17 protein-coding genes are annotated in these 21,726 nt (G+C 69.5%); 12 read left to right on the forward strand and 5 right to left on the reverse strand.

The window, feature by feature from the left end; all coding sequences use genetic code 11:
* Window positions 1-10: 10 nt before the first annotated feature.
* On the forward strand, window positions 11-1,678 hold the full coding sequence (locus ACTJJX_RS01350) for a Na/Pi cotransporter family protein (RefSeq protein ID WP_016852174.1): 1,668 nt from the start codon (window positions 11-13) through the stop codon (window positions 1,676-1,678).
* Window positions 1,666-2,034, forward strand: a complete 369-nt coding sequence (locus ACTJJX_RS01355; protein WP_003104321.1) for an SLOG family protein — start codon at window positions 1,666-1,668, stop codon at window positions 2,032-2,034. The genes ACTJJX_RS01350 and ACTJJX_RS01355 overlap by 13 nt, the downstream gene beginning before the upstream one ends.
* Here ACTJJX_RS01355 and ACTJJX_RS01360 read toward each other — a convergent pair.
* Window positions 2,010-3,371 (reverse strand): MATE family efflux transporter, encoded by a 1,362-nt coding sequence (locus tag ACTJJX_RS01360; RefSeq protein WP_003116096.1) that lies wholly within the window; start codon window positions 3,369-3,371, stop codon window positions 2,010-2,012. The genes ACTJJX_RS01355 and ACTJJX_RS01360 overlap by 25 nt on opposite strands.
* 236 nt (window positions 3,372-3,607) lie before the next feature.
* Between ACTJJX_RS01360 and ACTJJX_RS01365 the strand changes: the two genes are divergently transcribed.
* From ACTJJX_RS01365 to ACTJJX_RS01375, 3 genes are read left to right on the forward strand one after another with little or no spacing between them, the layout of a single operon-like run.
* Window positions 3,608-3,970, forward strand: a complete 363-nt coding sequence (locus ACTJJX_RS01365; RefSeq protein ID WP_003116095.1) for a GtrA family protein — start codon at window positions 3,608-3,610, stop codon at window positions 3,968-3,970.
* A complete protein-coding gene (locus ACTJJX_RS01370) occupies window positions 3,967-4,941 on the forward strand; it encodes a glycosyltransferase family 2 protein (RefSeq protein WP_003116094.1) in 975 nt (324 codons plus the stop codon). The genes ACTJJX_RS01365 and ACTJJX_RS01370 overlap by 4 nt, the downstream gene beginning before the upstream one ends.
* Window positions 4,938-6,374 carry an ArnT family glycosyltransferase gene (locus ACTJJX_RS01375; RefSeq protein WP_003095324.1) on the forward strand — a complete coding sequence of 479 codons (1,437 nt, stop codon included), beginning with the start codon at window positions 4,938-4,940 and terminating at the stop codon, window positions 6,372-6,374. Before ACTJJX_RS01370 ends, ACTJJX_RS01375 begins: the two co-directional genes overlap by 4 nt.
* A 2-nt stretch (window positions 6,375-6,376) precedes the next feature.
* Here the strand turns inward: ACTJJX_RS01375 and ACTJJX_RS01380 are convergent, their stop codons facing one another.
* From ACTJJX_RS01380 to ACTJJX_RS01395, 4 genes are all read right to left on the reverse strand, one after another.
* A complete protein-coding gene (locus ACTJJX_RS01380) occupies window positions 6,377-6,871 on the reverse strand; it encodes a YkgJ family cysteine cluster protein (RefSeq protein WP_016852173.1) in 495 nt (164 codons plus the stop codon).
* Window positions 6,847-8,082, reverse strand: a complete 1,236-nt coding sequence (locus ACTJJX_RS01385) for a DUF1835 domain-containing protein (RefSeq protein WP_003116093.1) — start codon at window positions 8,080-8,082, stop codon at window positions 6,847-6,849. The genes ACTJJX_RS01380 and ACTJJX_RS01385 overlap by 25 nt, the downstream gene beginning before the upstream one ends.
* 156 nt (window positions 8,083-8,238) lie before the next feature.
* The gene (locus ACTJJX_RS01390) at window positions 8,239-8,688 is read right to left on the reverse strand and encodes a DMT family transporter (RefSeq protein ID WP_003095321.1); all 450 of its coding nucleotides are present in this window, start codon (window positions 8,686-8,688) and stop codon (window positions 8,239-8,241) included.
* A 208-nt stretch (window positions 8,689-8,896) separates the two neighbouring features.
* Window positions 8,897-10,942, reverse strand: coding sequence for an NADPH-dependent 2,4-dienoyl-CoA reductase (locus ACTJJX_RS01395; RefSeq protein WP_016852172.1), 2,046 nt, complete (start codon window positions 10,940-10,942; stop codon window positions 8,897-8,899).
* A gap of 359 nt (window positions 10,943-11,301) precedes the next feature.
* On the opposite strand from ACTJJX_RS01395, the gene lipC reads away from it, so the two are divergent.
* From lipC to selB, 7 genes are all read left to right on the forward strand, one after another.
* Complete coding sequence (gene lipC, locus ACTJJX_RS01400) at window positions 11,302-12,231, forward strand: lipase LipC (RefSeq protein ID WP_003095318.1); 930 nt, start codon at window positions 11,302-11,304, stop codon at window positions 12,229-12,231.
* A 307-nt stretch (window positions 12,232-12,538) separates the two neighbouring features.
* Window positions 12,539-15,619, forward strand: coding sequence for a formate dehydrogenase-N subunit alpha (gene fdnG, locus ACTJJX_RS01405; protein WP_078463466.1), 3,081 nt, complete (start codon window positions 12,539-12,541; stop codon window positions 15,617-15,619).
* Window positions 15,620-15,627: 8 nt separating this feature from the next.
* The gene (fdxH, locus tag ACTJJX_RS01410; RefSeq protein WP_003106793.1) at window positions 15,628-16,557 is read left to right on the forward strand and encodes a formate dehydrogenase subunit beta; all 930 of its coding nucleotides are present in this window, start codon (window positions 15,628-15,630) and stop codon (window positions 16,555-16,557) included.
* 71 nt (window positions 16,558-16,628) lie between these two features.
* Window positions 16,629-17,255 (forward strand): formate dehydrogenase subunit gamma, encoded by a 627-nt coding sequence (locus ACTJJX_RS01415; RefSeq protein ID WP_003095316.1) that lies wholly within the window; start codon window positions 16,629-16,631, stop codon window positions 17,253-17,255.
* A 132-nt stretch (window positions 17,256-17,387) separates the two neighbouring features.
* Complete coding sequence (gene fdhE, locus ACTJJX_RS01420; protein ID WP_003116089.1) at window positions 17,388-18,317, forward strand: formate dehydrogenase accessory protein FdhE; 930 nt, start codon at window positions 17,388-17,390, stop codon at window positions 18,315-18,317.
* A 78-nt stretch (window positions 18,318-18,395) separates the two neighbouring features.
* Window positions 18,396-19,802: an L-seryl-tRNA(Sec) selenium transferase gene (selA, locus tag ACTJJX_RS01425; protein ID WP_010793731.1), complete on the forward strand. Its 1,407-nt coding sequence runs from the start codon at window positions 18,396-18,398 to the stop codon at window positions 19,800-19,802.
* Window positions 19,799-21,724, forward strand: coding sequence for a selenocysteine-specific translation elongation factor (gene selB, locus ACTJJX_RS01430; RefSeq protein WP_003102294.1), 1,926 nt, complete (start codon window positions 19,799-19,801; stop codon window positions 21,722-21,724). Before selA ends, selB begins: the two co-directional genes overlap by 4 nt.
* The last annotated feature ends 2 nt before the right edge of the window (window positions 21,725-21,726 follow it).

The following is a 21,726-nucleotide window of genomic DNA, read 5'->3' on the forward strand; positions in this document are numbered from 1 at the left end:
GAGTTCCGCCATGCTGGGAACCATCCTCCTGATCAACCTGGCCGGTGCCGTGGCCCTCCTGTTGTGGGGCACGCACATGGTCTCCAGCGGCGTGCTGCGCGGTTTCGGCACTGTGCTGCGCAACTGGCTCGGCCGCCACCTGGGCAACCGCTGGCTGGCCCTGCTCGCCGGGCTCGGCATCACCGGCCTGCTGCAGAGCAGCACCGCCACCAGCCTGATGGCAGCGTCCTTCACTGCCAGTGGCACCCTGGGCCTGGCGCCGGCGCTGGCAGTGATGCTCGGCGCCAACGTCGGCACCACCCTGGTGGTGCAACTGCTCAGTTTCGACACCTCGTTGCTGGCGCCGCTGGCCCTGCTGTCCGGCCTGCTGCTGTTCCGCCTGGGCGACGGTCCACGCCTGGAGAGCCTTGGCCAGTGCCTGATCGGACTCGGCCTGATGCTTCTGGCGCTGGCGTTGCTCGGCCATTCCCTGCAGCAGATCGAGGCCTCGCCAACCTTTGTCGCGGTGATCCACGGCCTCGAAGGCGATCCGCTGATCGCCCTGCTGCTCGCCGCGCTGCTGACCTGGGCCTGCCATTCCAGTGTCGCGGTGGTACTGCTGGTGGCGTCCCTGGCCCAGGCCGGACTGGTCTCGCTGCCCATCGCTCTGGCCCTGGTGCTCGGTGCCAACCTCGGCGGCGCCTTGCCGGCGTTGGGGGTGGCCGGTAGCCGGGTGGCGCGGCGCCTGCCGTTGGGCAACCTGCTGGTGCGCCTGCTCGGTTGCCTGCTGGTGCTGCCCTGGCTGACGGCGCTGGCGCAGCCGGCCAACGCACTCGGCGGTGCGGCGGCGGTCTGGTTCCACAGTGCTTTCAACCTGGCCCTGGCACTGCTGGCGATCGGCTTCACCGGACCCCTTGCGGCGCTGCTCGCGCGCCTGTTGCCGGAAGAGGCACAGTCCGACGACCCGGGCATGCCGCGCTACCTCGACGAAGCCGGGCTGGAGGTGGCCAACATCGGCCTGGCCAACGCTACTCGCGAAGTCCTGCGGCTGGCCGACATGGCCAGTCTGATGCTGCGCGCCACCAGCGGCCTGTTGCAGCGACCGGAGGCGAAGGTGGCGGCGGAAATCCGTCGCCAGGACCAGGCCCTCGACCAGTTGAGTGCGGCGATCCGCGCCTACCTGGCAGACCTCGGCCAGGACGGCCTCGGCGACAGCGACGCCGATCGTGCCCAGGAAATCCTTCTGTTCGCCATCAACATCGAGCACATCGGCGATCTCGTCGCCAACAGCCTGCTGCCCCTGGCGATGCGCTGGGCCGGGCGCAGCCGCGCCGGCAGCGAGTTCGAGCTGGGCCGCATGCTGCCGTTGCAGGCGGCGATCGAGGAGAGCCTGCACCTGGCGATCAGCGCGTTCCTTCGCGAAGACCTGGACGCCGCGCTGCGCCTGGTGGCGCGCAAGAAGTTGCTGCAGCGACTGGAGGCCGATGCCAGTCGCGAGCGCTTCCGTCGCCTGCGCGACGATCGTGGTGCCTGGGTGGAGTCCGGTGACGTGTTCCAGCGCATTCTCCGCGACTACCGACGCATCCACCATCATGTCACCGCCCTGGCCTATCCGCTGCTCGAACGCAGCGGCATCGATCCGATGGCGAAGCGGCCGGACGAGCCAGGGCAAGGGGAGGGATCGGCATGCGCCTCCTGATCTGCGCCGGACGCCATTTCAAGGACGCCGAACGCCTGCGCCTGGCGCTCGACCAGTGCCACGGCCTGCAACCGGTGGCGCTGCTCGGCCACCTGCTGCATGCCGGCAGCGGCCTGCCGGACGAGGCCGAGCGCTGGTGCCGCGAGCGTGGCGCGGATTCGCGCGCCTACGATTATCCGGAGCGCAGTGGCAGCGACAACGCCCTGCGCGAGTATGGCGAGGGCGTCCTCGGCGAGGCCGCGCCGGACCTGGTGCTGGTGTTTCCCGGTGGGCGCCTGGCCAGCGAACTGGTACAGGTCGCGCACGCTGCCGACGTCCCGCTGATGCTCGCCTATCGTCCGCTGTCGGCGCCCTGAGCGGCGAACCAGCCATCGCGGCGGGTCAGGCGCCAGCCGTAGGCGGCCAGGACCAGCCCGCGCAGCAGCATGAAGGCGAGGAACGCCAGCCATAGCCCGTGGTTGCCCAGCCCCTGCAACAGCCAGCCGAGGGGCAGGCTGGCGGCCACCGCGAGGAGCATCGCGTTACGCATCTCGCGGGCGCGGGTGGCGCCGATGAACAGGCCGTCGAGCAGATAGCTCCACATCCCCAGCAGCGGCAGGCAGGCCAGGTACGGCAGATAGGCGTAGGCGACTTCGCGGACGCCGGCGATGTCGCTCTGCAGGTCGATGAACAGGTGGCCGAACAAGGCGAACAGCGCGGCGAACGCCAGGCTTGCCAGCAGCGACCAACCACCGGCTACCACCAGCGCGCGGCGCAGGGCGGCTCGGTCGCGGGCGCCGATGGCGTGGCCGCAGAGCGCCTCCACCGCGTGGGCGAGACCGTCGAGGGCGTAGGACGTCAGGAGCAGGCCGTTGAGCAGCAGGGCGTTGGCGGCTACCGTGGCGTCGCCGAGGCGGGTGCCCTGTACGGTGAGCAGGAAAAACACCAGTTGCAGGGCCAGGCTGCGGATGAAGATATCCCGGTTGACCATCAGCAGCGGCAGCCAGGACAGCCAGTGGCGCAGGCGTTGCCACTGCGCCCGCCCGGGGCGCCGGGCCAGGTCGCGGCGGGTCAGGGCCAGGCCGAGCAGGGCGCCGCTCCATTCCGCCAGCACCGAGGCGCGGGCCGCGCCTTGCACGCCCCAGTCGAGGCCGTGGACGAACCAGAGCACCAGGGCGATGTTGCTCAGGTTGGTGGTCAACAGGATCGCCAATGGCGCCCGTGCGTTCTGCGTGCCGAGGAACCAGCCGACCAGTGCGTAGCTGGCCAGGGCCGCCGGCAGGCCGAGCAGGCGGGTATGGAAGAAGGCGCGGGCCTCGCCGGTCAGTTCCGCCGAAGGTTGCATCAGTTGCAGGGCCCAGCCGCTCAGGGGCAGGGCCAGCGCGCCGAGCAGCAGGGCCAGGAGCAGCGCCATGCCCAGGCCCTGGGCGAGGATCAGGCGCAGCGCGCCGCCATCGTCGCGGCCGGCGGCCTGGGCGGCGAAGCCGGTGGTGCCCATGCGCAGGAAGCCGAGCACGCCGACCATCAGGGTGTACAGGCTGCCGCCCACGGCTACCGCGCCGAGCTGGTAGGCGTGCGGCAGGTGGCCGACCACCGTGCTGTCCACCAGGTGCACCAGGGGAACGGAAACGTTCGACAGAATCATCGGCCCGGCCAGCGCCCAGACCCTGTGGTGGGTCGGGGCGTGGCGCCAGGCATCGCGCAACAGGCTCATGGGGTCCTCCGGATCGGCCGGGCAGTATAGCGACGGCGGCGAGGCCTGCGGAAAACCCGTTTTTCATATCCGGTAACAGACCTCTGCCTGCCGTGTATTCCTTGTCCGACGCGGCTTCCAGGCCTGCCGCGGGGAACCCTGCGAAAACCTGTCAGGAAGCTTGCGCAGCGCTAACCGCGGGGCTTTGCGCACCTTCCTAGAATGCCGGCGTCGGTTGTTTCCAGAGGAAGCCATGCATGCTCCTGGGGCGTTTCGTCTCGGTCGGCGCCGGTGCCACCGCCGTTCATTACCTGGTGCTGACCCTCCTGGTCGAGGGCTTCGCCGTCGGCGCCGCCGTGGCCGCCGCGACGGGAGCAGGCTGCGGGGCTCTGGCTGCCTACCTGGGGCATCGCTGGAAGACTTTCCGCCACCGTGGCCCGGTGTTCCGTTCGCTGCCGCGCTTCTTCGCCGTCAGCCTGCTTTGCGTACTCGGCAACGCCGTCCTGGTGTTGCTGCTCGGCGACCTCGCCGGACTCGACTACCGCCTGGCCCAGCTCGCCGCGACCGGCGCACTGCTGTTGGCGACCTATCACCTTCATCGACTCTGGACCTTCTCATGATGATCGAACCTTCCCTGGCGTCGAAGCTCGAGGCCCCCTGCCTGCTCAGCGTGGTAGTGCCGGTGTTCAACGAGGAGGCGGTGCTGCCGGCCTTCCACCAGCGCCTGGGCGCCGTGCTCGGCGACCTTGGCGACGATTGCGAGGTGCTCTATGTCGACGACGGCAGCACCGACCGCAGCGCGGCGATCCTCGCCCAGCTACAGGCCGCCGACCGCCGGGTGGGCGTGGCCCGCTTCACCCGCAACTTCGGCAAGGAACAGGCGATGAGCGCCGGGCTCAAGCTGTCGCGCGGCGCCGCGGTGATCGTCATCGATGCCGACCTGCAGGATCCCCCGGAACTGATCCCGCAGATGCTCGACGCCTGGATCGGCGGCGCCGAAATGGTCAACATGCGCCGCCGCAGCCGGGCCGGCGAAAGCTGGCTGAAGCGCGCCTCGGCGAGCGCCTTCTACCGGCTGATCAACCGCCTCAGCGAGGTGCCGATCCCGCGCGACGTCGGCGACTTCCGCCTGCTCGACCGGCGGGTGGTCGATGCCCTTTGCGAGCTGCCGGAAGGCAATCGCTTCATGAAGGGACTGTTCGCCTGGGTCGGTTTCCGCCAGGTCGATATCGCCTATAGCCGCGCCGCCCGCGTCGCCGGCCACAGCAAGTGGCGCTACTGGCGGCTGTGGAACTTCGCCCTGGAAGGCATCACCGGGTTTTCCACCGCGCCGCTGAAGGTCGCCGGCTACCTCGGCCTGCTCAGCCTGTTGGCGGCCCTGGCGACCCTGCTCGCCGGGATCTTCGGCCAGCAGGAGATCCACGAACACTGGCCGGTGATCGCCGCGCTGTTCCTGATCGGCGGCCTGCAACTGCTGGCCATCGGCGTGTGCAGCGAATACCTCGGGCGGATGACCATGGAAGCGCGGCGCCGCCCGCTCTACCTGATCGACCGCTACCTGCCGGCTCAGGTCGGCGGGGCCAATCCGTGAGGGCGCTGCGCGGCTGGCCGCTGGCCTGGTTCCTGCTCGCCCTGGCCTTCGCCATCCGCCTGCTGAGCCTGGGCAGCTATCCGCTGATGGACACCACCGAGGCCCGCTATGGCGAGGTGGCGCGGAAGATGGCCGAACTGGGCGACTGGATCACGCCCTGGTACGACGTCGGCGTGCCGTTCTGGGGCAAGCCGCCGCTGGCCTTCTGGCTCAGCGCCGGCGGCCAGCTTCTGCTCGGCGCCAACGAGTTCGCCAGCCGCCTGCCGCACTGGTTGCTGGGCGTGCTGGTGCTGTGGCTGGTATGGGACTGGCAGGCTCGCGAAGATCGTCGGCAGGCGCGGATCGCCTGCGTCCTGCTGGGCAGTTCGGCGCTGTTCTTCGTCGCCTCCGGGGCGGTAATGACCGACATGGCCCTGGCCCTGGCGCTGGTCCTGGCCATGCGCGGCTTCTGGCTGGGCCTGCATGGCGCGGAGGGAATCCGGCGCCGCGAGGGCTGGCTGATGTTCCTCGGCCTCGGCCTCGGGCTGCTGGCGAAGGGGCCGCTGACGCTGATCCTCGCCGGACTGCCGATCGGCCTGTGGGCCTTGCTGGAGTGGCGCTGGCGCGCGCTCTGGCGGGGCCTGCCATGGATCCGCGGAAGCCTGCTGATGCTCCTGGTGGCCGCGCCCTGGTACCTGCTGGCGGAGTTGAAGACGCCGGGCTTCCTCGAGTACTTCCTGCTCGGCGAGCATTGGCAGCGCTTCGTCACCGCCGGCTGGGACGGCGACCGCTACGGCAATGCCCACGCCTATCCCTACGGCAGCGTCTGGCTGTTCCTGCTGGCCGCCGCGTTTCCCTGGAGCCTCTGGCTGCCGCTGCTGCTCTGGCTGGGCTGGCGCCAGCGCGGGGAGGTGGTCGATGGCGTCGCCTCGCGCAGGCGCTACTGGCTGTTCTGGGGACTGGCGCCGTGCCTGTTCTTCACCTTCGCCGGCAACGTCCTCTGGACCTACGTGCTGCCCGGCCTGCCGGCCCTGGCGTTGCTCGCCGCCGACCTGCTGCGCGCGCCGCTGGCGCGCAGCGCCTGGCTGCGGCGTGGTGGGTTGGCTTGCCTGGCACTGACCCCATTGCTGTTCGCGCTGTTCCTCGGCTCCCTGCTGCTGGGCTCGCGCGCCGAGCAGAAGTCCACCGCCGCGCTGCTGGCCAGCGACGCCGGCTGGCGCGAGCGGCCGCTGGTGTTCTGGCCGAAGCGGCCGTACTCGGCAGTGTTCTACAGCGGCGGGCGGGCGCAACGGGCGGAGGACAGCGAGCTGGCCGGCTGGTTGCGTCGCGACGCCCTGCTGGCGATCCGCTCGCGTTCGTTCGGCGCCTTGCCCGACGAGGTGCGCCAGCGCTTGCGCTGCCGGCCGCCGGTGGGACAGTACCAGCTATGCCAGGGCGTGGCGCCGCCTGGCTGAGACTACCTCGGCCGGTAGGCGCAGTAGCCGGGACGCGGGCCGATGCGCGGGTGGTTGCGGCAGGTGTCCGGGCGGCGGGCATAGATGGTGCACAGGCGGGTCTTGCGGTCGAGGTACAGGCAGTCGCCGTTGGCCATGCGGGTGAGGGTGAAGATCTCGCGCTTGTGGTTGAAGTGCTCGATCACGCCATCCTTTTCCAGTCGCTTGGCGATTCGCTTGGCCGGCTCCTCGCGCTCGAACTCGTCGACCAGTCGCATGCGGATCAGGTCGTCGATGCGCACTTCCACCGGCAGCGTGCAGCAGGTCGCGTTGCACTCGCCGCACAGGCCTTCGCGGTATTTCACCCAGGTATCCAGGCGGTCGGGGTCGGCGGCGGCGAGCGGGATTTTCTTCATCGGCGGGCGGGTGCGGGGAAAACGGGCGCGCAATGATAGTGGCTGCGCGCCCGTTGCGCTCGTCCGGGCGATGAGCGTCAGTGCCGTGGGTCCTCCCGCCATACCGGCCGGTCCTGCTCGTCCAGCGCCCAGTGCGCGGTGCCGGCGCGCAGGCATACGCCGCCGACCCAGCGTTCGGGGGCGCCGAGGTCGAGGCGGTAGCGCCGCCCGGCCAGGACCTCGCGGCCCGCAGCGGTCAGGGCCAGCGGCTGGCGTTCCCAGGGCAGTTCCGGCGCCGGCGTGCGCAGCAGCGCGCCGGGCTCTTCCAGCAGCGCGCGGAGCAGGACGCGGAACATCAGGTCGCCGAGATAGGGCAGCGGCTCGCGCCGTGCGGTCAGCTCGGCGAAGACCTGGCCGGCGCTCGGCCGCTCGCTGTCGCGGACGATCTCCAGGGTCAGCCGTTCGCTCAGCGACAGGCCGTCGCGCAGGGCCGGCAGTTCATGCAGTTGCCGACGCAGCGCCGGCCCCAGCAACGGTAGCGCCGGGGTCGGCGCGGCGGCCAGTTGCGCCCAGCGCAGTGGCGCCGGATCGCGGTAGGCGTCCCAGGCCGCGCGGGCCAGCGCCAGGGCTTCGGCGTCCAGCGGGCGACGCCGGGTCCATAGCCAGGCGAGCAGCTCAGGCGCCAGTTGGCCGATGCCGACGAAGCGCTCGACGCCTGGCACGCGGTCGATCTCGATCAGTTCCAGGTGCTCCGGCGGCGTCTGCATTCCTGCCAGCACCCGGACCAGGAACAACTGGTCGTAGGCATCCGCCTCGCACCAGAGCGCCACCCGCGAGTATTCGCCGAGCCGCTCGAGCCCGGCGTATTCCTGGCGCTGGCGGGCCTGGGCGTCGGCCGGGTCGAGGTCGAAGGCGCGGCTCAGGTAGTCGCTGCGCAGGGCGAGGAACTCGGGCAACGGCAGGTTCGGCACCGGTCCCATGGTCAGCGGGTCGGCGAACATCCGGAAGCCGCCGCGAAAGCCGGCGAGCTTCAGGCCGTGGGCGATGTCGTTGCCGCAGCGCAGGTGCAGGGTCGCGGCCTCATCGCCGCCGACCAGATCGGGGTGGCGGCTGGCGAAGGCGATGGCGTCGACATGCGCCTTGAGTCGCGGCCAACTGGCGAAGCCCAGTTCGCGCGCCACCTGCCACTGGGCGTCGGCCAGGCGCGGCGCCTGCCCCGGAAGCCCTGTACGGCTGGCCGGGTCGCGGCGCCACTGGCGCAACAGCTCCTTGGCGCGCTTGCGTTGCTGTTCGAGATTGATCCGGCCGTCGCCGAGAATGCGGGAAAAGGACATACGATCTCCTCTGCAGCCTTGTCCGCCATCAGGCCTGGAGTCGCATGCGCGATGCGTGGGGTGGATCGCCTGGGCGCTGCCCTTTCCGCGGACGGGAGGCGTGGAGAACGCCGAGGCCGACTATAGGCCGGCCGACGCGTCCGCGGCAAGACGCACTCAGCCCTTGCGGATCATCCAGATGCCGGCGCCGATCAGTGCCAACCCGCCCAGCTTCAGCGCGCTGATCGGTGCCTCGCGGAAGCCGGCCCAACCGAAGTGGTCGAGGCTCATGGCCATGCCCAGCTGGCCGGCAAGCACCAGCACCATGAACATCAGCGCGCCGATGCGCGGTGCGGCGAAGGCGGCGATGAAGATGAAGAACATGCCGAGGAAACCGCCGCACCAGTGCCACCAGCTCAGCCCGCGCAATGCCGCCAGGCCGGGAAACTCGCGCTGCGAGAGGGTCAGGGCGAGCAACCCGAGGGTGCCGACGAAGAACGAGATCAGTGCCGCGGCGAGGACGCTGGACACCTGCTTGGCCAACTGGCCGTTGATCCCTGCCTGCAGCGGCAGGCAGGCGCCGGCGAGCAGGGGCAGGACGAACAGCCACCAGGGTGGAGTGGGCATGCAAGACTCCTGGAACGATGACGGCGAGCGCGCCCCGCGCATGGCGAGGGACGGGCCGGAGTGGTACGGGGAGTCGCACAGTATGCACCAGGCGGGGGCGGAGGAGGAAAACGCGAGACCCCATCGCACGCCCTCGGATTCCGCCCGGCGGGTAACCGCGAGCGGTTGTTCGCTCTACGGCAGCCATACCGCCAGCGGCGTTATCCCCCTACAAGCGCGCCGCCAGCATGGCCCCCTCGCGAATCGCCCGCTTGGCATCCAGTTCCCCTGCCACCCGCGCCCCACCGATCAGGTGGAAGCGCAGGCTTTCCGCCGCCTGGCTGATCTGCAACTCGCGCAGCGGCTCCTGGCCGGCGCAGATCACCACGTTGTCCACCTCCAGCCAGCGTTCCTCGCCGTCGACGCGGATCAACAGGCCGCGTTCGTCGATCTTCAGGTACTCCACCCCGCCGAGCATCCGTACGGCGTTGTGCCTGAGGTGCGCGCGGTGTACCCAGCCGCTGGTCTTGCCGAGCCGCGCGCCGGGAGCGCCGGGCTTGCGCTGGAGCAGCCAGACCTGGCGCGCCGGCCGCGTCGGAGCGGGTTCGCGGAGACCGCCGGGCTGGCTGTTGTCGAGGTCCACGCCCCATTCCGCGAGCCATTCGCCGAGCGCCCGCGGCTGGCCGTCGCTGGGCGCGGCGACGAGGAAGGCGGCGACGTCGAAGCCGATGCCGCCGGCGCCGACGATGGCGACCCGCGCGCCCACCGGCGCGCCGCGCAGCACGTCCACGTAGCTGAGTACGGTCGGTCCGCCGATGCCGTCGATCCTTGGCCGGCGTGGCTGGATGCCGGTGGCCACCACCACGTCGTCGAACTGACCGTCCAGCTCGCCCTGGCGCACCCGGTGGCCGAGGCGCAGGTCGACGCCGAGGCGTTCCAGACGCACGCGGAAGTAGCGCAGGGTTTCGCGGAACTCCTCCTTGCCGGGAATCCGCTTGGCCAGGTTGAACTGCCCGCCGATTTCCCCGCTCGCCTCGAACAGGCTGACCCGATGCCCGCGCTCGGCGGCCACGCAGGCGGCGGAGAGCCCGGCGGGGCCGGCGCCGATCACCGCGATGCGCTTCTGCGTGCGCGCCTTGCGGTAGCGCAATTCGGTCTCGAAGGCCGCCCGCGGGTTGACCAGGCAGGTGGCGCGGCGGTTGGCGAAGGCATGATCGAGGCAGGCCTGGTTGCAGGCGATGCAGGTGTTGATCTCCTCGGCCCGGCCGGCGCCGGCCTTGGCCACGAACTGCGGGTCGGCCAGCAGCGGCCGGGCCATCGACACCAGGTCGGCCTTGTCGGTGGCGAGCAGGGATTCGGCGACCTCGGGGGTGTTGATCCGGTTACTGGCGATCACCGGCACCTTCAACTCGTGGCGCAGCCGTGCGCTGACCTCGGCGAAGGCCGCGCGCGGCACCGAGGTGACGATGGTCGGCACGCGCGACTCGTGCCAGCCGATGCCGGTGTTGAGCAGGGTGATTCCGGCTTCCTCCAGGGCCAGGGCGATGCGCCGCACCTCGTCCCAGGTATTGCCGCCCTCGACCAGGTCGAGCAGCGACAGGCGATAGCAGAGGATGAAGCGTTGGCCGACGATCCGCCGGATGCCGCGGACGATCTCCAGCGCCAGGCGCATGCGGTTTTCCAGCGGGCCGCCCCACTGGTCGTCGCGGCGATTGGTGCGCGGGCAGAGGAACTGGTTGAGCAGGTAGCCTTCGCTGCCCATCACCTCCACGCCGTCGTAGGCGGCGGCCTTGGCCAGCCGCGCGCAACGGACGAAGGCGCGGATGGTCTTGCGGATGCCGCGCTCGGAGAGCTCGTGCGGGGTGAACCAACTGATCGGCGACTTCAACGGCGAGGCGGACACCGCCATCGGGTGGTAGCCATAGCGCCCGGCGTGGAGGATCTGCAGCAGGATCTTGCCGCCCTCGGCATGCACCGCCTGGGTCAGGCGACGATGGGCGGGCACCTCCAGGGCGCTGGTGAGGCTGCTGCCGAAGGGCAGCAGCCAACCTTCGCGGCAGGGCGCGAAGCCGCCGGTGACGATCAGCCCGACGCCGCCCCGGGCACGCTCGCGGTAGTAGGCAGCGAGCTTGCCGAAGTCCCACAGACGATCCTCCAGCCCGGTGTGCATCGAACCCATCACCACGCGGTTGCGCAGACGGGTGAAGCCCAGGTCCAGCGGGGCCAGCAGGTGCGGATAGGGAGCGGCGGCGAGCGGCGGGTAGGGGTTGCGCATGGCGCGGTTCCGGTAGCCAGGGACGCTTCACCATAGGAAGTTGCGCCGCCGCCGAATGCGGCCCGCTTGCCGGAACCGCCAGGCATTTCGGTCAAGCCGGCGGACTGGCTGATCGGATAGGTGCTCGCTGCGCTGCACCGCTGTGGCCCCGGGTGACAGGCATCGAAAGCTCTCCGACAGCACTTGCGGCGCGGCGGGCGGAATGGGAACGGCGGCGCTGTTACCCGGGGTAATGGCGTGCGCCGGGAGCCCAACTTAAGCACGGCTCGACGCCTTTGGCGGCGCTGTCAGGCTGGGGTTCCGGCCCGCCCAGCACGTGCCTTGCCAACTGCCTGTCCAATCCGAACGGAGTCTCGACGATGAACAAGAACAAGACGTTCCTCGCGGCGGCGCTGGTAGCGCTGGCCGCCAGCCTTCCCGTGCACGCTGCGACCGACTACACCCGCACGCGCTATCCCATCGTGCTGTCCCACGGTCTGTTCGGCTTCAAGAGCGTCGGCCCGGTGGACTACTGGCACGCTATCGTGCCGGCCCTGGAGAAGGACGGCGCGAAGGTCTTCGCCACCTCGCAGTCGCCGGTGAACAGCAACGAGGTGCGCGGCGAACAGCTACTGGCGCAGGTGGAGGAAGTCCTGGCCCTGACCGGCGCGGAGAAAGTCAACCTGATCGGCCACAGCCAGGGCGGCATGACCGTGCGCTACGTCGCCGGGGTGGCGCCGCAACTGGTGGCCTCGGTCACCACCATGGGCACGCCGCACAAGGGCACGCCGGTAGCCGACGCGGTGACCGGCTTCAGCGAGTTCCTCGGGCCGATCGGCACCGAGGTGATCGCCTCGGCGGTGGAGGCGCTGTTCTCGGTGGTCGACATCGTCGACGGCGGCGAGTGGGTCAAGGGCGACGCGCTGGCTGCCCTGAACAGTCTCAACACTCCCGGCACCGCGCGGTTCAACCAGCGCTTCCCGCAGGCGATCCCGGCCAGCGCCTGTGGCCAGGGCGCGGAGACGGTAGCCGGGGTGCGCTACTACTCGATGAGCGGCACCGGCTCCCTGACCAATGCGCTCGACCCGAGCTCCGCCGGCCTGGCGGTGACCGGGCTGCTGTTCGGCGAGGCCAACGACGGTCTGGTCGGCCAATGCTCCAGCCACCTGGGCAGCGTGGTGAAGGACAACTACCGGATGGACCATCTGGACGAAGTCAACCAGTTGCTCGGCCTGGTCAGCCTGTTCGAGAGCGACCCGACCCAGGTCTATCGGCAGCATGCCAATCGCCTCAGGAACGTCGGACTCTGATCCGCTCGCCGGGTCGCCGCAGCCCTAGGCGACCCGGCATTAGTCTTTGGTCTAATGGCACCTGGATATCACCTCCTGTTCGCGCGCCTCGCGGCGTTCGGACCTGTCCCGATTCCGCGCACCTTGCTGGACAAGGTTTGCGCCGCCGTGTAATGACTCCGGTCAAGGCAGAAAAACCCAGCGTTCGTGTAGGGTTCGCTGCCCCGTAGCCATGCCCGGCTGGCGTACCGCGCCAGGCTGGCTATCTTTTAACCAGAGACATCCGGCCATGTCCCGGGTGTCCTTTGCCTGATGCAGGAGATGCACGATGGATATGAACCGTCGGCAATTCTTCAAGGTCTGCGGTATAGGCCTTGGAGGATCGAGCCTTGCGGCGCTCGGGATGGCCCCCACGGAGGCCTTCGCCGACCAGGTCCGCCACTTCAAGCTGGCGCACACGGTCGAGACCCGCAACACCTGTACCTACTGTTCGGTCGGTTGCGGCCTGATCATGTACAGCCAGGGCGACGGCGCCAAGAACGTCGCGCAGAACATCATCCATATCGAGGGCGACGCCGACCATCCGGTCAACCGCGGCACCCTCTGCCCGAAAGGCGCCGGCCTGCTGGACTACATCCACAGCCCGAACCGCCTGAAGTATCCGGAAGTGCGCGAGGCCGGCTCCAGCGAGTGGAAGCGCATCGAGTGGGACGAAGCCCTCGAGCGCATCGCCAAGCTGATGAAGGAAGACCGCGACGCCAACTTCGTCGAGAAGAACGAGCAGGGCCAGACCGTCAACCGCTGGTTGACCACCGGCTTCCTCGCCGCGTCCGCCTCGTCCAACGAGGCCGGCTACATCACCCACAAGGTGATGCGCTCCCTCGGCATCCTGGGATTCGACAACCAGGCGCGTGTCTGACACGGCCCGACGGTGGCAAGTCTTGCCCCGACGTTTGGCCGTGGAGCCATGACCAACCACTGGACCGACATCAAGAATGCCGATCTGGTGCTGATCATGGGCGGCAACGCCGCCGAAGCCCACCCGTGCGGATTCAAATGGGTCACCGAAGCCAAGGCGCACAACAAGGCGCGGCTGCTGGTGGTCGATCCGCGTTTCACCCGTTCCGCCTCGGTCGCCGACTACTACGCGCCGATCCGGACCGGCACCGACATCGCCTTCCTCGGCGGCCTGATCAACTACCTGCTGGAAAACGACAAGATCCAGCACGAATACGTGCGCAACTACACCGATGTCTCGTTCATCGTGAAGGAAGGCTTCAGCTTCGAGGACGGCCTGTTCAACGGCTACGATGCCGAGAAGCGGACCTACCCGGACAAGTCCTCCTGGGGCTACGAGATCGGTGAGGACGGCTATGCCAAGGTCGACCCGACCCTGACCCACCCGCGCTGCGTGTTCAACCTGCTCAAGCAGCACTACAGCCGCTACACCCCGGACGTGGTGAGCAACATCTGCGGTACGCCGAAGGACATGATGCTCAAGGTCTGGGCGGAAATCGCCGAGACCTCCAAGCCGGGCAAGGTCATGACCATCATGTACGCCCTGGGCTGGACCCAGCACTCGGTAGGCGCGCAGATGATCCGCACCGGCGCGATGGTCCAGCTGCTGCTGGGCAACATCGGCATGCCCGGCGGCGGCATGAACGCCCTGCGCGGCCACTCCAACATCCAGGGCCTGACCGACCTCGGCCTGCTGTCCAACTCGCTGCCGGGCTACCTGACCCTGGCGATGGACGCCGAGCAGGACTACGACGCCTACATCGCCAAGCGCACGGCCAAGCCGCTGCGCCCGGGACAGCTGTCCTACTGGCAGAACTACGGCAAGTTCCACGTCAGCCTGATGAAGGCCTGGTTCGGCAAGTCGGCGACCAAGGAAAACAACTGGTGCTACGACTGGCTGCCCAAGCTCGACATGCCGGGCGCCGGCTACGACGTGCTGCGCTACTTCGACATGATGTACCAGGGCAAGGTCAACGGTTACTTCTGCCAGGGCTTCAACCCCATCGCCTCGTTCCCCAACAAGGCCAAGGTCGGCGCCGCGCTGGCGCGCCTGAAGTGGATGGTGGTGATGGACCCGCTGGTGACCGAGACCTCGGAGTTCTGGCGCAACGTCGGCGAGTACAACGACGTCGACACCGCCAGCATCAAGACCACGGTGTTCCGCCTGCCCACCTCCTGCTTCGCCGAGGAAGACGGCTCGATCGTCAACAGCGGCCGCTGGTTGCAGTGGCACTGGAAGGGCGCCGAGCCGCCGGGCCAGGCGCGTCCGGACATCGCCATCATGGCCGGGCTGTTCCACCGCCTGCGCGAGATGTACCGCAAGGACGGCGGGGCCTTCCCCGACCCGATCCTCGGCCTCGACTGGTCCTACCTCAAGCCCGACGAACCGGGCCCGGACGAACTGGCCCGGGAGTTCAACGGCAAGGCCCTGAGCGACCTGGTCGACCCGGCCAACGGCATGATCCTGGCCAAGGCCGGCGAGCAGTTGCCGGGCTTCGCCCTGCTGCGCGACGACGGCAGCACGGCGAGCGGCTGCTGGATCTTCGCCGGCTCCTGGACCCAGCAGGGCAACCAGATGGGCCGCCGCGACAACAGCGACCCCTACGGCATGGGCCAGACCCTCGGCTGGGCCTGGGCCTGGCCGGCGAACCGGCGGATTCTCTACAACCGCGCCTCGGCCGACGTCAGCGGCAAGCCGTGGGACCCGGAGAAGAAGCGCCTGGTGTGGTGGAACGGCAAGTCCTGGGGCGGCACCGACGTGCCCGACTACAAGGCCGACGTACCGCCGGAAGCCGGGATGAACCCGTTCATCATGAACCCCGAAGGGGTGGCTCGCCTGTTCGCCGTCGACAAGATGGCCGAAGGCCCGTTCCCCGAGCACTACGAGCCGTTCGAGACGCCGATCGGGGTGAACCCCTTGCACCGCGGCAACCGCAAGGCGATCAGCAACCCGGCGGCACGGGTGTTCAAGAACGACATGGAACTGTTCGGCACGGCCGACGAGTTCCCCTACGCGGCGACCACCTACCGGCTCACCGAGCACTTCCACTACTGGACCAAGCACTGCCGGCTGAATGCGATCACCCAGCCCGAGCAGTTCGTCGAGATCGGCGAGGCGCTGGCCAAGGAGCTGGGCATCAATGCCGGCGACAAGGTCAAGGTCTCCTCCAACCGCGGCTACATCAAGGCGGTGGCGGTGGTGACCAAGCGCATCCGCCCGCTGCAGGTGGACGGCAAGACCGTGCACCACGTCGGCATCCCGATCCACTGGGGCTTCGCCGGCATGGCGCGCAACGGCTTCCTGGCCAACACCCTGACCCCCTTCGTGGGCGACGGGAATACCCAGACGCCGGAGTTCAAGTCGTTCCTGGTCAACGTGGAAAAGGCGTGAGGTGAAACATGAGTAGTCAGGACATCCACGCCCGCTCCGCGACCACCACGCCGATGCCCTCGGTGCGGAACCAGGAGGAAGTGGCGAAACTGATCGACGTGTCCAAGTGCATCGGTTGCAAGGCCTGCCAGGTCGCCTGCTCGGAATGGAACGAGCTGCGCGACGAGGTCGGCCACAACCACGGCACCTACGACAACCCCATGGACCTGACGGCCGACTCGTGGACGGTGATGCGTTTCACCGAGCACGAGAACGAGGCCGGCAACCTCGAGTGGCTGATCCGCAAGGATGGCTGCATGCACTGCGCCGAGCCGGGCTGCCTGAAGGCCTGCCCGAGCCCGGGGGCGATCGTGAAGTACGCCAACGGCATCGTCGACTTCAACCAGGACAAGTGCATCGGTTGCGGCTACTGCATCACCGGTTGCCCGTTCGACATCCCACGGATCTCGCAGAAGGACCACAAGGCCTACAAGTGCAGCCTGTGTTCCGACCGCGTCTCGGTGGGCATGGAGCCGGCCTGCGTGAAGACCTGCCCGACCGGCGCCATCGTCTTCGGCAGCAAGGAGGACATGAAGGAACACGCCGCCGAACGCATCGTCGACCTGAAGAGCCGCGGTTACGAGAACGCCGGCCTGTACGACCCCGAAGGGGTGGGCGGCACCCACGTGATGTACGTGCTGCACCACGCCGACAAGCCGTCGCTCTATGCCGGCCTGGCCGACCAGCCGAGCGTCAGCCCGCTGGTCAGCCTGTGGAAGGGCGTGACCAAGCCGCTGGCGCTGCTGGCCATGGGCGCCACGGTGCTCGCCGGGTTCTTCCACTATGTGCGCGTCGGTCCCAACCGCGCGGACGACGAGGAAGACCACGGGCAAGCCGAGGCACCGGTGCACCAGGTCGATCCGTCGGTACACACCTTTGACCCGCACGAGCGTCGTTGAGCCTGCGCGCGGGCGTTGCCGCCGGTCCTCCGCGACCCGGCGGCAGCGGCGGCGCTCTCGAGGAGTCGGAAATGAAAAATGAAATCCAGCGCTACAACGCCAACGAGCGCAGCAACCACTGGGCCGTGGCGATCCTGTTCTTCATGGCCGGGTTGTCCGGGCTGGCGCTGTTCCACCCGGCGCTGTTCTGGCTGACCAACCTGTTCGGCGGCGGTCCCTGGACGCGTATCCTGCACCCCTTCCTGGGGCTGGCGATGTTCGTCTTCTTCCTCGGCCTGGTGGTGCGCTTCGCCCACCACAACCGGGTGCAGAAGAGCGATATCCAGTGGCTCAAGCAGTGGCGCGACGTGGTCAGCAACCGCGAGGAGAACCTCCCGGAAGTCGGCCGCTACAACGCCGGGCAGAAGCTGTTGTTCTGGGTGCTGCTGCTGAGCATGCTGACCCTGCTGGTCACCGGCATCGTGATCTGGCGCCAGTACTTCAGCGCCTGGTTCGGCATCGAGGCGATCCGCCTGTCGGCGCTCCTGCACGCCTTCGCCGCCTTCGTCCTGATCGCCAGCATCATCGTGCATATCTACGCCGGCATCTGGGTCAAGGGCTCGATGGGCGCGATGCTCTACGGCAAGGTCAGCCGCGCCTGGGCGCGCAAGCACCATAACGGCTGGCTGAAGGAAGTCGGCAAGGGCGAGGAGCACTGACGCGTATAGTGTCGCCATCGCCCGACCGGAGGCCCCAGCGATGGGGCCTTTGCATTCATTCCGCGCCCCACCGGGCGCCCGATCGTTGCGGCGCGGCCCACCGGCCCGCCGGCGCAGACCCGAGGAGTTCCCGTGTCACGCACCATTCTTCAGCCGGGGCAGATCGAAGCCGCCGCCAACATTCCCCCGCACCTGCACCAGCCGTCGCGCGACCTGTTCGCCCGCCGCGGCGAGCGTCTGCTGCAACTGGCCGAGGGGCACCCGATGGGCGACTACCTGCGGCTGGTCGCCGGTCTCTGCCGGCTCCAGCAGGCGCTGCTGGACAACCCGCCGGCCCTGGCCCCGCTCGACCCCGAGCGCCTGCGCAAGAGCCGCGAGCACGGCATGCCGCCGCTGGCCTACGACCTGCTGGTGCGCGAAGGCGCCTGGCTGCCCTGGCTGGATGCACTGCTCGCGGGCTACCCGGCACCGGCCAACGCCGCCGTCGGCGCGGCACTCGAACAATTGCGCGAAGCCGATGAAGGCCAGCGCAAGGCCTGGGCCATCGCCTTGCTCAGCGGTCAGTTCGACCTCCTGCCGGCGGCCCTGGTGCCGTTCCTCGGCGCCGCCCTGCAGGTAGCCTGGAGCCATTGGCTGCTGGGACTGGAGGAGGGCGCGGTGGTCGAGACCGAGAGCCGGACCCTGTGCCCCGCCTGCGGCTCGCCGCCGATGGCCGGGATGATCCGCCAGGGCGGCAAGGAAACCGGTCTGCGCTACCTGAGCTGCTCGCTGTGCGCCTGCGAATGGCACTACGTGCGGATCAAGTGCAGCCACTGCGAGGAAAGCAAGCACCTGGCCTACCTGTCCCTGGAGCATGACGGGCAGCCGGCGGAAAAAGCCGTGCTGCGCGCCGAGACCTGCCCCAGTTGCCAGGGCTACCTGAAGCAGTTCTACCTGGAGTTCGACCGCCACGCCGATGCCCTTGCCGACGACCTGGCCAGCCTGGCGCTGGACATGCGCCTGGCCGAGGACGGCTACCTGCGGCGTTCGCCGAACCTGTTGCTGGCCCCCGGCGGCGAATAGCCGAAGACGCTGCGGGCATGCGCCGACGCGTCTATGATGGGCGTGTCGGTGACCCTACCCTGTGGATAAGGTTTCTCCATGAGTTCCGTTCGCTTGCCTTCGGTCGACCGCCTGCTGCGCAGCGCGGCGGCCGCTCCCCTGCACCAGCGCTACGGCCGCGAGGCGTTGCTGGCGACCCTCCGCGACCTGCTCGACGAACTGCGCGAGCCGGCCCGACGCGGTGCCCTCGCCGAGATCGAACTGAGCGAGGCGGTGCTCGCCGGGCGCGCCGGCGAACGCCTCGCCGCGCAGCATGCCAGCCGCGTGCGGCGGGTGTTCAACCTGACCGGCACGGTGTTGCATACCAACCTCGGCCGCGCCCTGCTGCCGGACGAGGCCGTCGAGGCGATCACCCTGGCCGCGCGCTACCCGCTGAACCTGGAGTTCGACCTGGCCAGCGGCAAGCGCGGCGACCGCGACGACCTGATCGCCGGGCTGATCCGCGAACTCACCGGCGCCGAGGCAGTCACCGTGGTCAACAACAACGCGGCGGCGGTGCTGCTGGCGCTGAACAGCCTGGGGGCGCGCAAGGAAGGGATCATCTCGCGCGGCGAGCTGATCGAGATCGGCGGTGCCTTCCGCATTCCCGACATCATGGCCCGCGCCGGCGTGCGCTTGCACGAGGTGGGCACCACCAACCGCACCCACGCCAGGGACTACGAAGCCGCCATCGGCCCGCGCAGCGGCCTGCTGATGCGCGTGCATACCAGCAACTACAGCGTCCAGGGCTTCACCGCCAGCGTGCCCACCGCGCAACTGGCGGCCATCGCCCATGGCCATGGCCTGCCGCTGCTGGAAGACCTCGGCAGCGGCACCCTGGTGGACCTGACCCGCTGGGGCTTGCCCAAGGAACCGACGGTGCAGGAAGCCCTGGCCGACGGCGCCGACATCGTTACCTTCAGCGGCGACAAATTGCTCGGCGGGCCCCAGGCCGGGCTGATCCTCGGCAACCGAGAACTGATCGGGCGGATCAAGAAGAACCCGCTCAAGCGCGCCCTGCGCGTCGACAAGCTGACCCTCGCCGCCCTCGAGGCGGTGCTCGGCCTGTACCGCGATCCGGACCGCCTCGCCGAACGCCTGACCACCCTGCGCCTGCTCAGCCGCCCGGCGGCGGAGATCCGCGCCCAGGCCGAGCGTCTGGCGCCGGCGCTGGGCGAGGCGCTCGGCGAGGGCTGGGAGGTCGCTGTGGTCGACGCCCTGGGCATGATCGGCAGCGGCGCGCAGCCGGTGGCGCGGCTGGCCAGCGCCGCGCTGTGCCTGCGTCCGCGGCAGCCCAGGCGCCTGCGCGGACGCGCCCTGCGCAACCTCGAGGAAGCCCTGCGCGGGCTGCCGCTGCCGGTGATCGGTCGGCTCGACGACGACGCCCTCTGGCTCGATCTGCGCCAGCTCGACGACGAGCCGGCGTTCCTCGCCCAGTTGCCGCGACTGCGGAGCGAGCTGTCGTGATCGTCGGCACCGCCGGGCACATCGACCACGGCAAGACCTCGCTGCTGCGCGCCCTCACCGGCATCGAGGGCGACCGCCGCCCGGCCGAGCGCCAACGCGGGATCACCATCGACCTGGGCTATCTCTACGCCGACCTTGGCGACGGCAGCCCCACCGGCTTCATCGACGTGCCCGGCCACGAGCGCTTCGTCCACAACATGCTGGCCGGCGCCAGCGGCATCGATTGCGTGCTGCTGGTGGTGGCCGCCGACGACGGCTTGATGCCGCAGACCCGCGAGCACCTGGCGATCGTCGAACTGCTCGGTATCCGCCGGGCGCTGGTGGCGCTGACCAAGATCGACCGGGTCGAGCCGCAGCGGGTGCAGCAGGTGCGGACCCAGGTCGAACACCTGCTGGCCTCCGGCCCGCTGGCGCGCTCGCCGATCTTCCCGCTCTCCAGCAGCACCGGGGAGGGCGTCGAGGCGTTGCGCGAAGCACTCGGCGGGCTCGCCGGCGAAGTCCGCGAGCGTAGCCGCGAGGGATACTTCCGCCTGGCGGTGGACCGGGCCTTCAGCGTCGCCGGCAGCGGCATCGTGGTCACCGGTACGGCCTTCTCCGGACAGGTCGCGGTGGGCGACGAACTGCTCCTCGGCAACGCCGGACGGCCGGTGCGGGTGCGCGGCCTGCACGCGCAGAACCGGCCCGCGCAACAGGCCTGGGCCGGCCAGCGCGTGGCCCTGAACATCGCCGGCGAGCGCCTCGCGCTGGAACAGATCCAGCGCGGCGACTGGCTGCTGCAGGCCGCGCTGCACGCGCCGACCACGCGGGTCGACATCGACTTCCGCCTGTTGCCCGACGAACTCCGCGACTTCACCCACTGGACCCCGGTGCACCTGCACCTGGGCACCCAGGACGTCACCGGGCGCCTGGCCCTGCTCGAAGGCGAACAACTGGAGCCTGGCCACCGCGCCTTCGCCCAACTGGTGCTGAACGCGCCGATCCAGGCCCTGCATGGCGACCGCCTGGTGCTGCGCGACCAGTCGGCGCAGCGCACCCTTGGCGGCGGGCGGGTGCTCGACGGCGCCGCGCCGGCGCGCAACCGACGAACGCCGGCACGTCTGGCACAGCTTCAGGCGCTGCGCCAGGAAAGCCTGGAGGAGGCGCTGCCGACCTTGCTCGGCGCGGCCGAGAACGGCCTCGACCCGCAACGCCTGGTGCAATCCTTCAACCGCCCGCGCGAGCACTGGCGGCTGCCGGAAGAGGTGGTCGAGGTGCAGACCCGCCTCGGCCCCCGGTTGTTCGCCGGGGAGCGCTGGTTCGCCCTGGTCGAGCAACTGCTCGCCGGCCTGCGGCGCTTCCACGAAGAGCTACCGGACGAACTCGGTCCCGACCGCGACCGCCTGCGTCGCTACGCCCTGCCGCAGCTGGAGCGGCCGGTGTTCATCGCCCTGCTCGACGCCGCCCTGGCCGGCGGCGATGTGCACAGCAGCGGGCCCTGGCTGCACCTGCCCGGCCACGAAGTGCGCCTGAGCGATAGCGAGGAGCAACTGCGCGCGCGCCTCTGGCCGCTGCTCGAAGCCGGCCGTTACGACCCGCCCTGGGTCCGCGACCTGGCCCGCGAGCTGCGCCAGGATGAAGCCGTCATGCGCAACCTGCTGCGCAAGCTGGCACGCCTGGGCCAGTTGCAGCAGGTGGTGCGCGACCTGTTCTACCCGGAAGCCACCCTGCGTCAATTGGCCGAGATCGCCGTGCAGGTGCGCGATCCCGCCGGGCTGATCCGCCCGGCGGAATTCCGCGACCGCCTGGGCATCGGCCGCAAGCGCAGCATCCAGATCCTCGAGCACTTCGACCGCATCGGCCTGACCCGCCGCATCGGCAACGACCGTCGCCTGCGCGAGGGTTCGGCGCTGGCCGAACAGTTGCTCGGCGGCGTCTCGCCCTGAGT

Source organism: Pseudomonas sp. 22490 (assembly GCF_052044465.1).
Lineage (GTDB): Bacteria > Pseudomonadota > Gammaproteobacteria > Pseudomonadales > Pseudomonadaceae > Pseudomonas > Pseudomonas aeruginosa.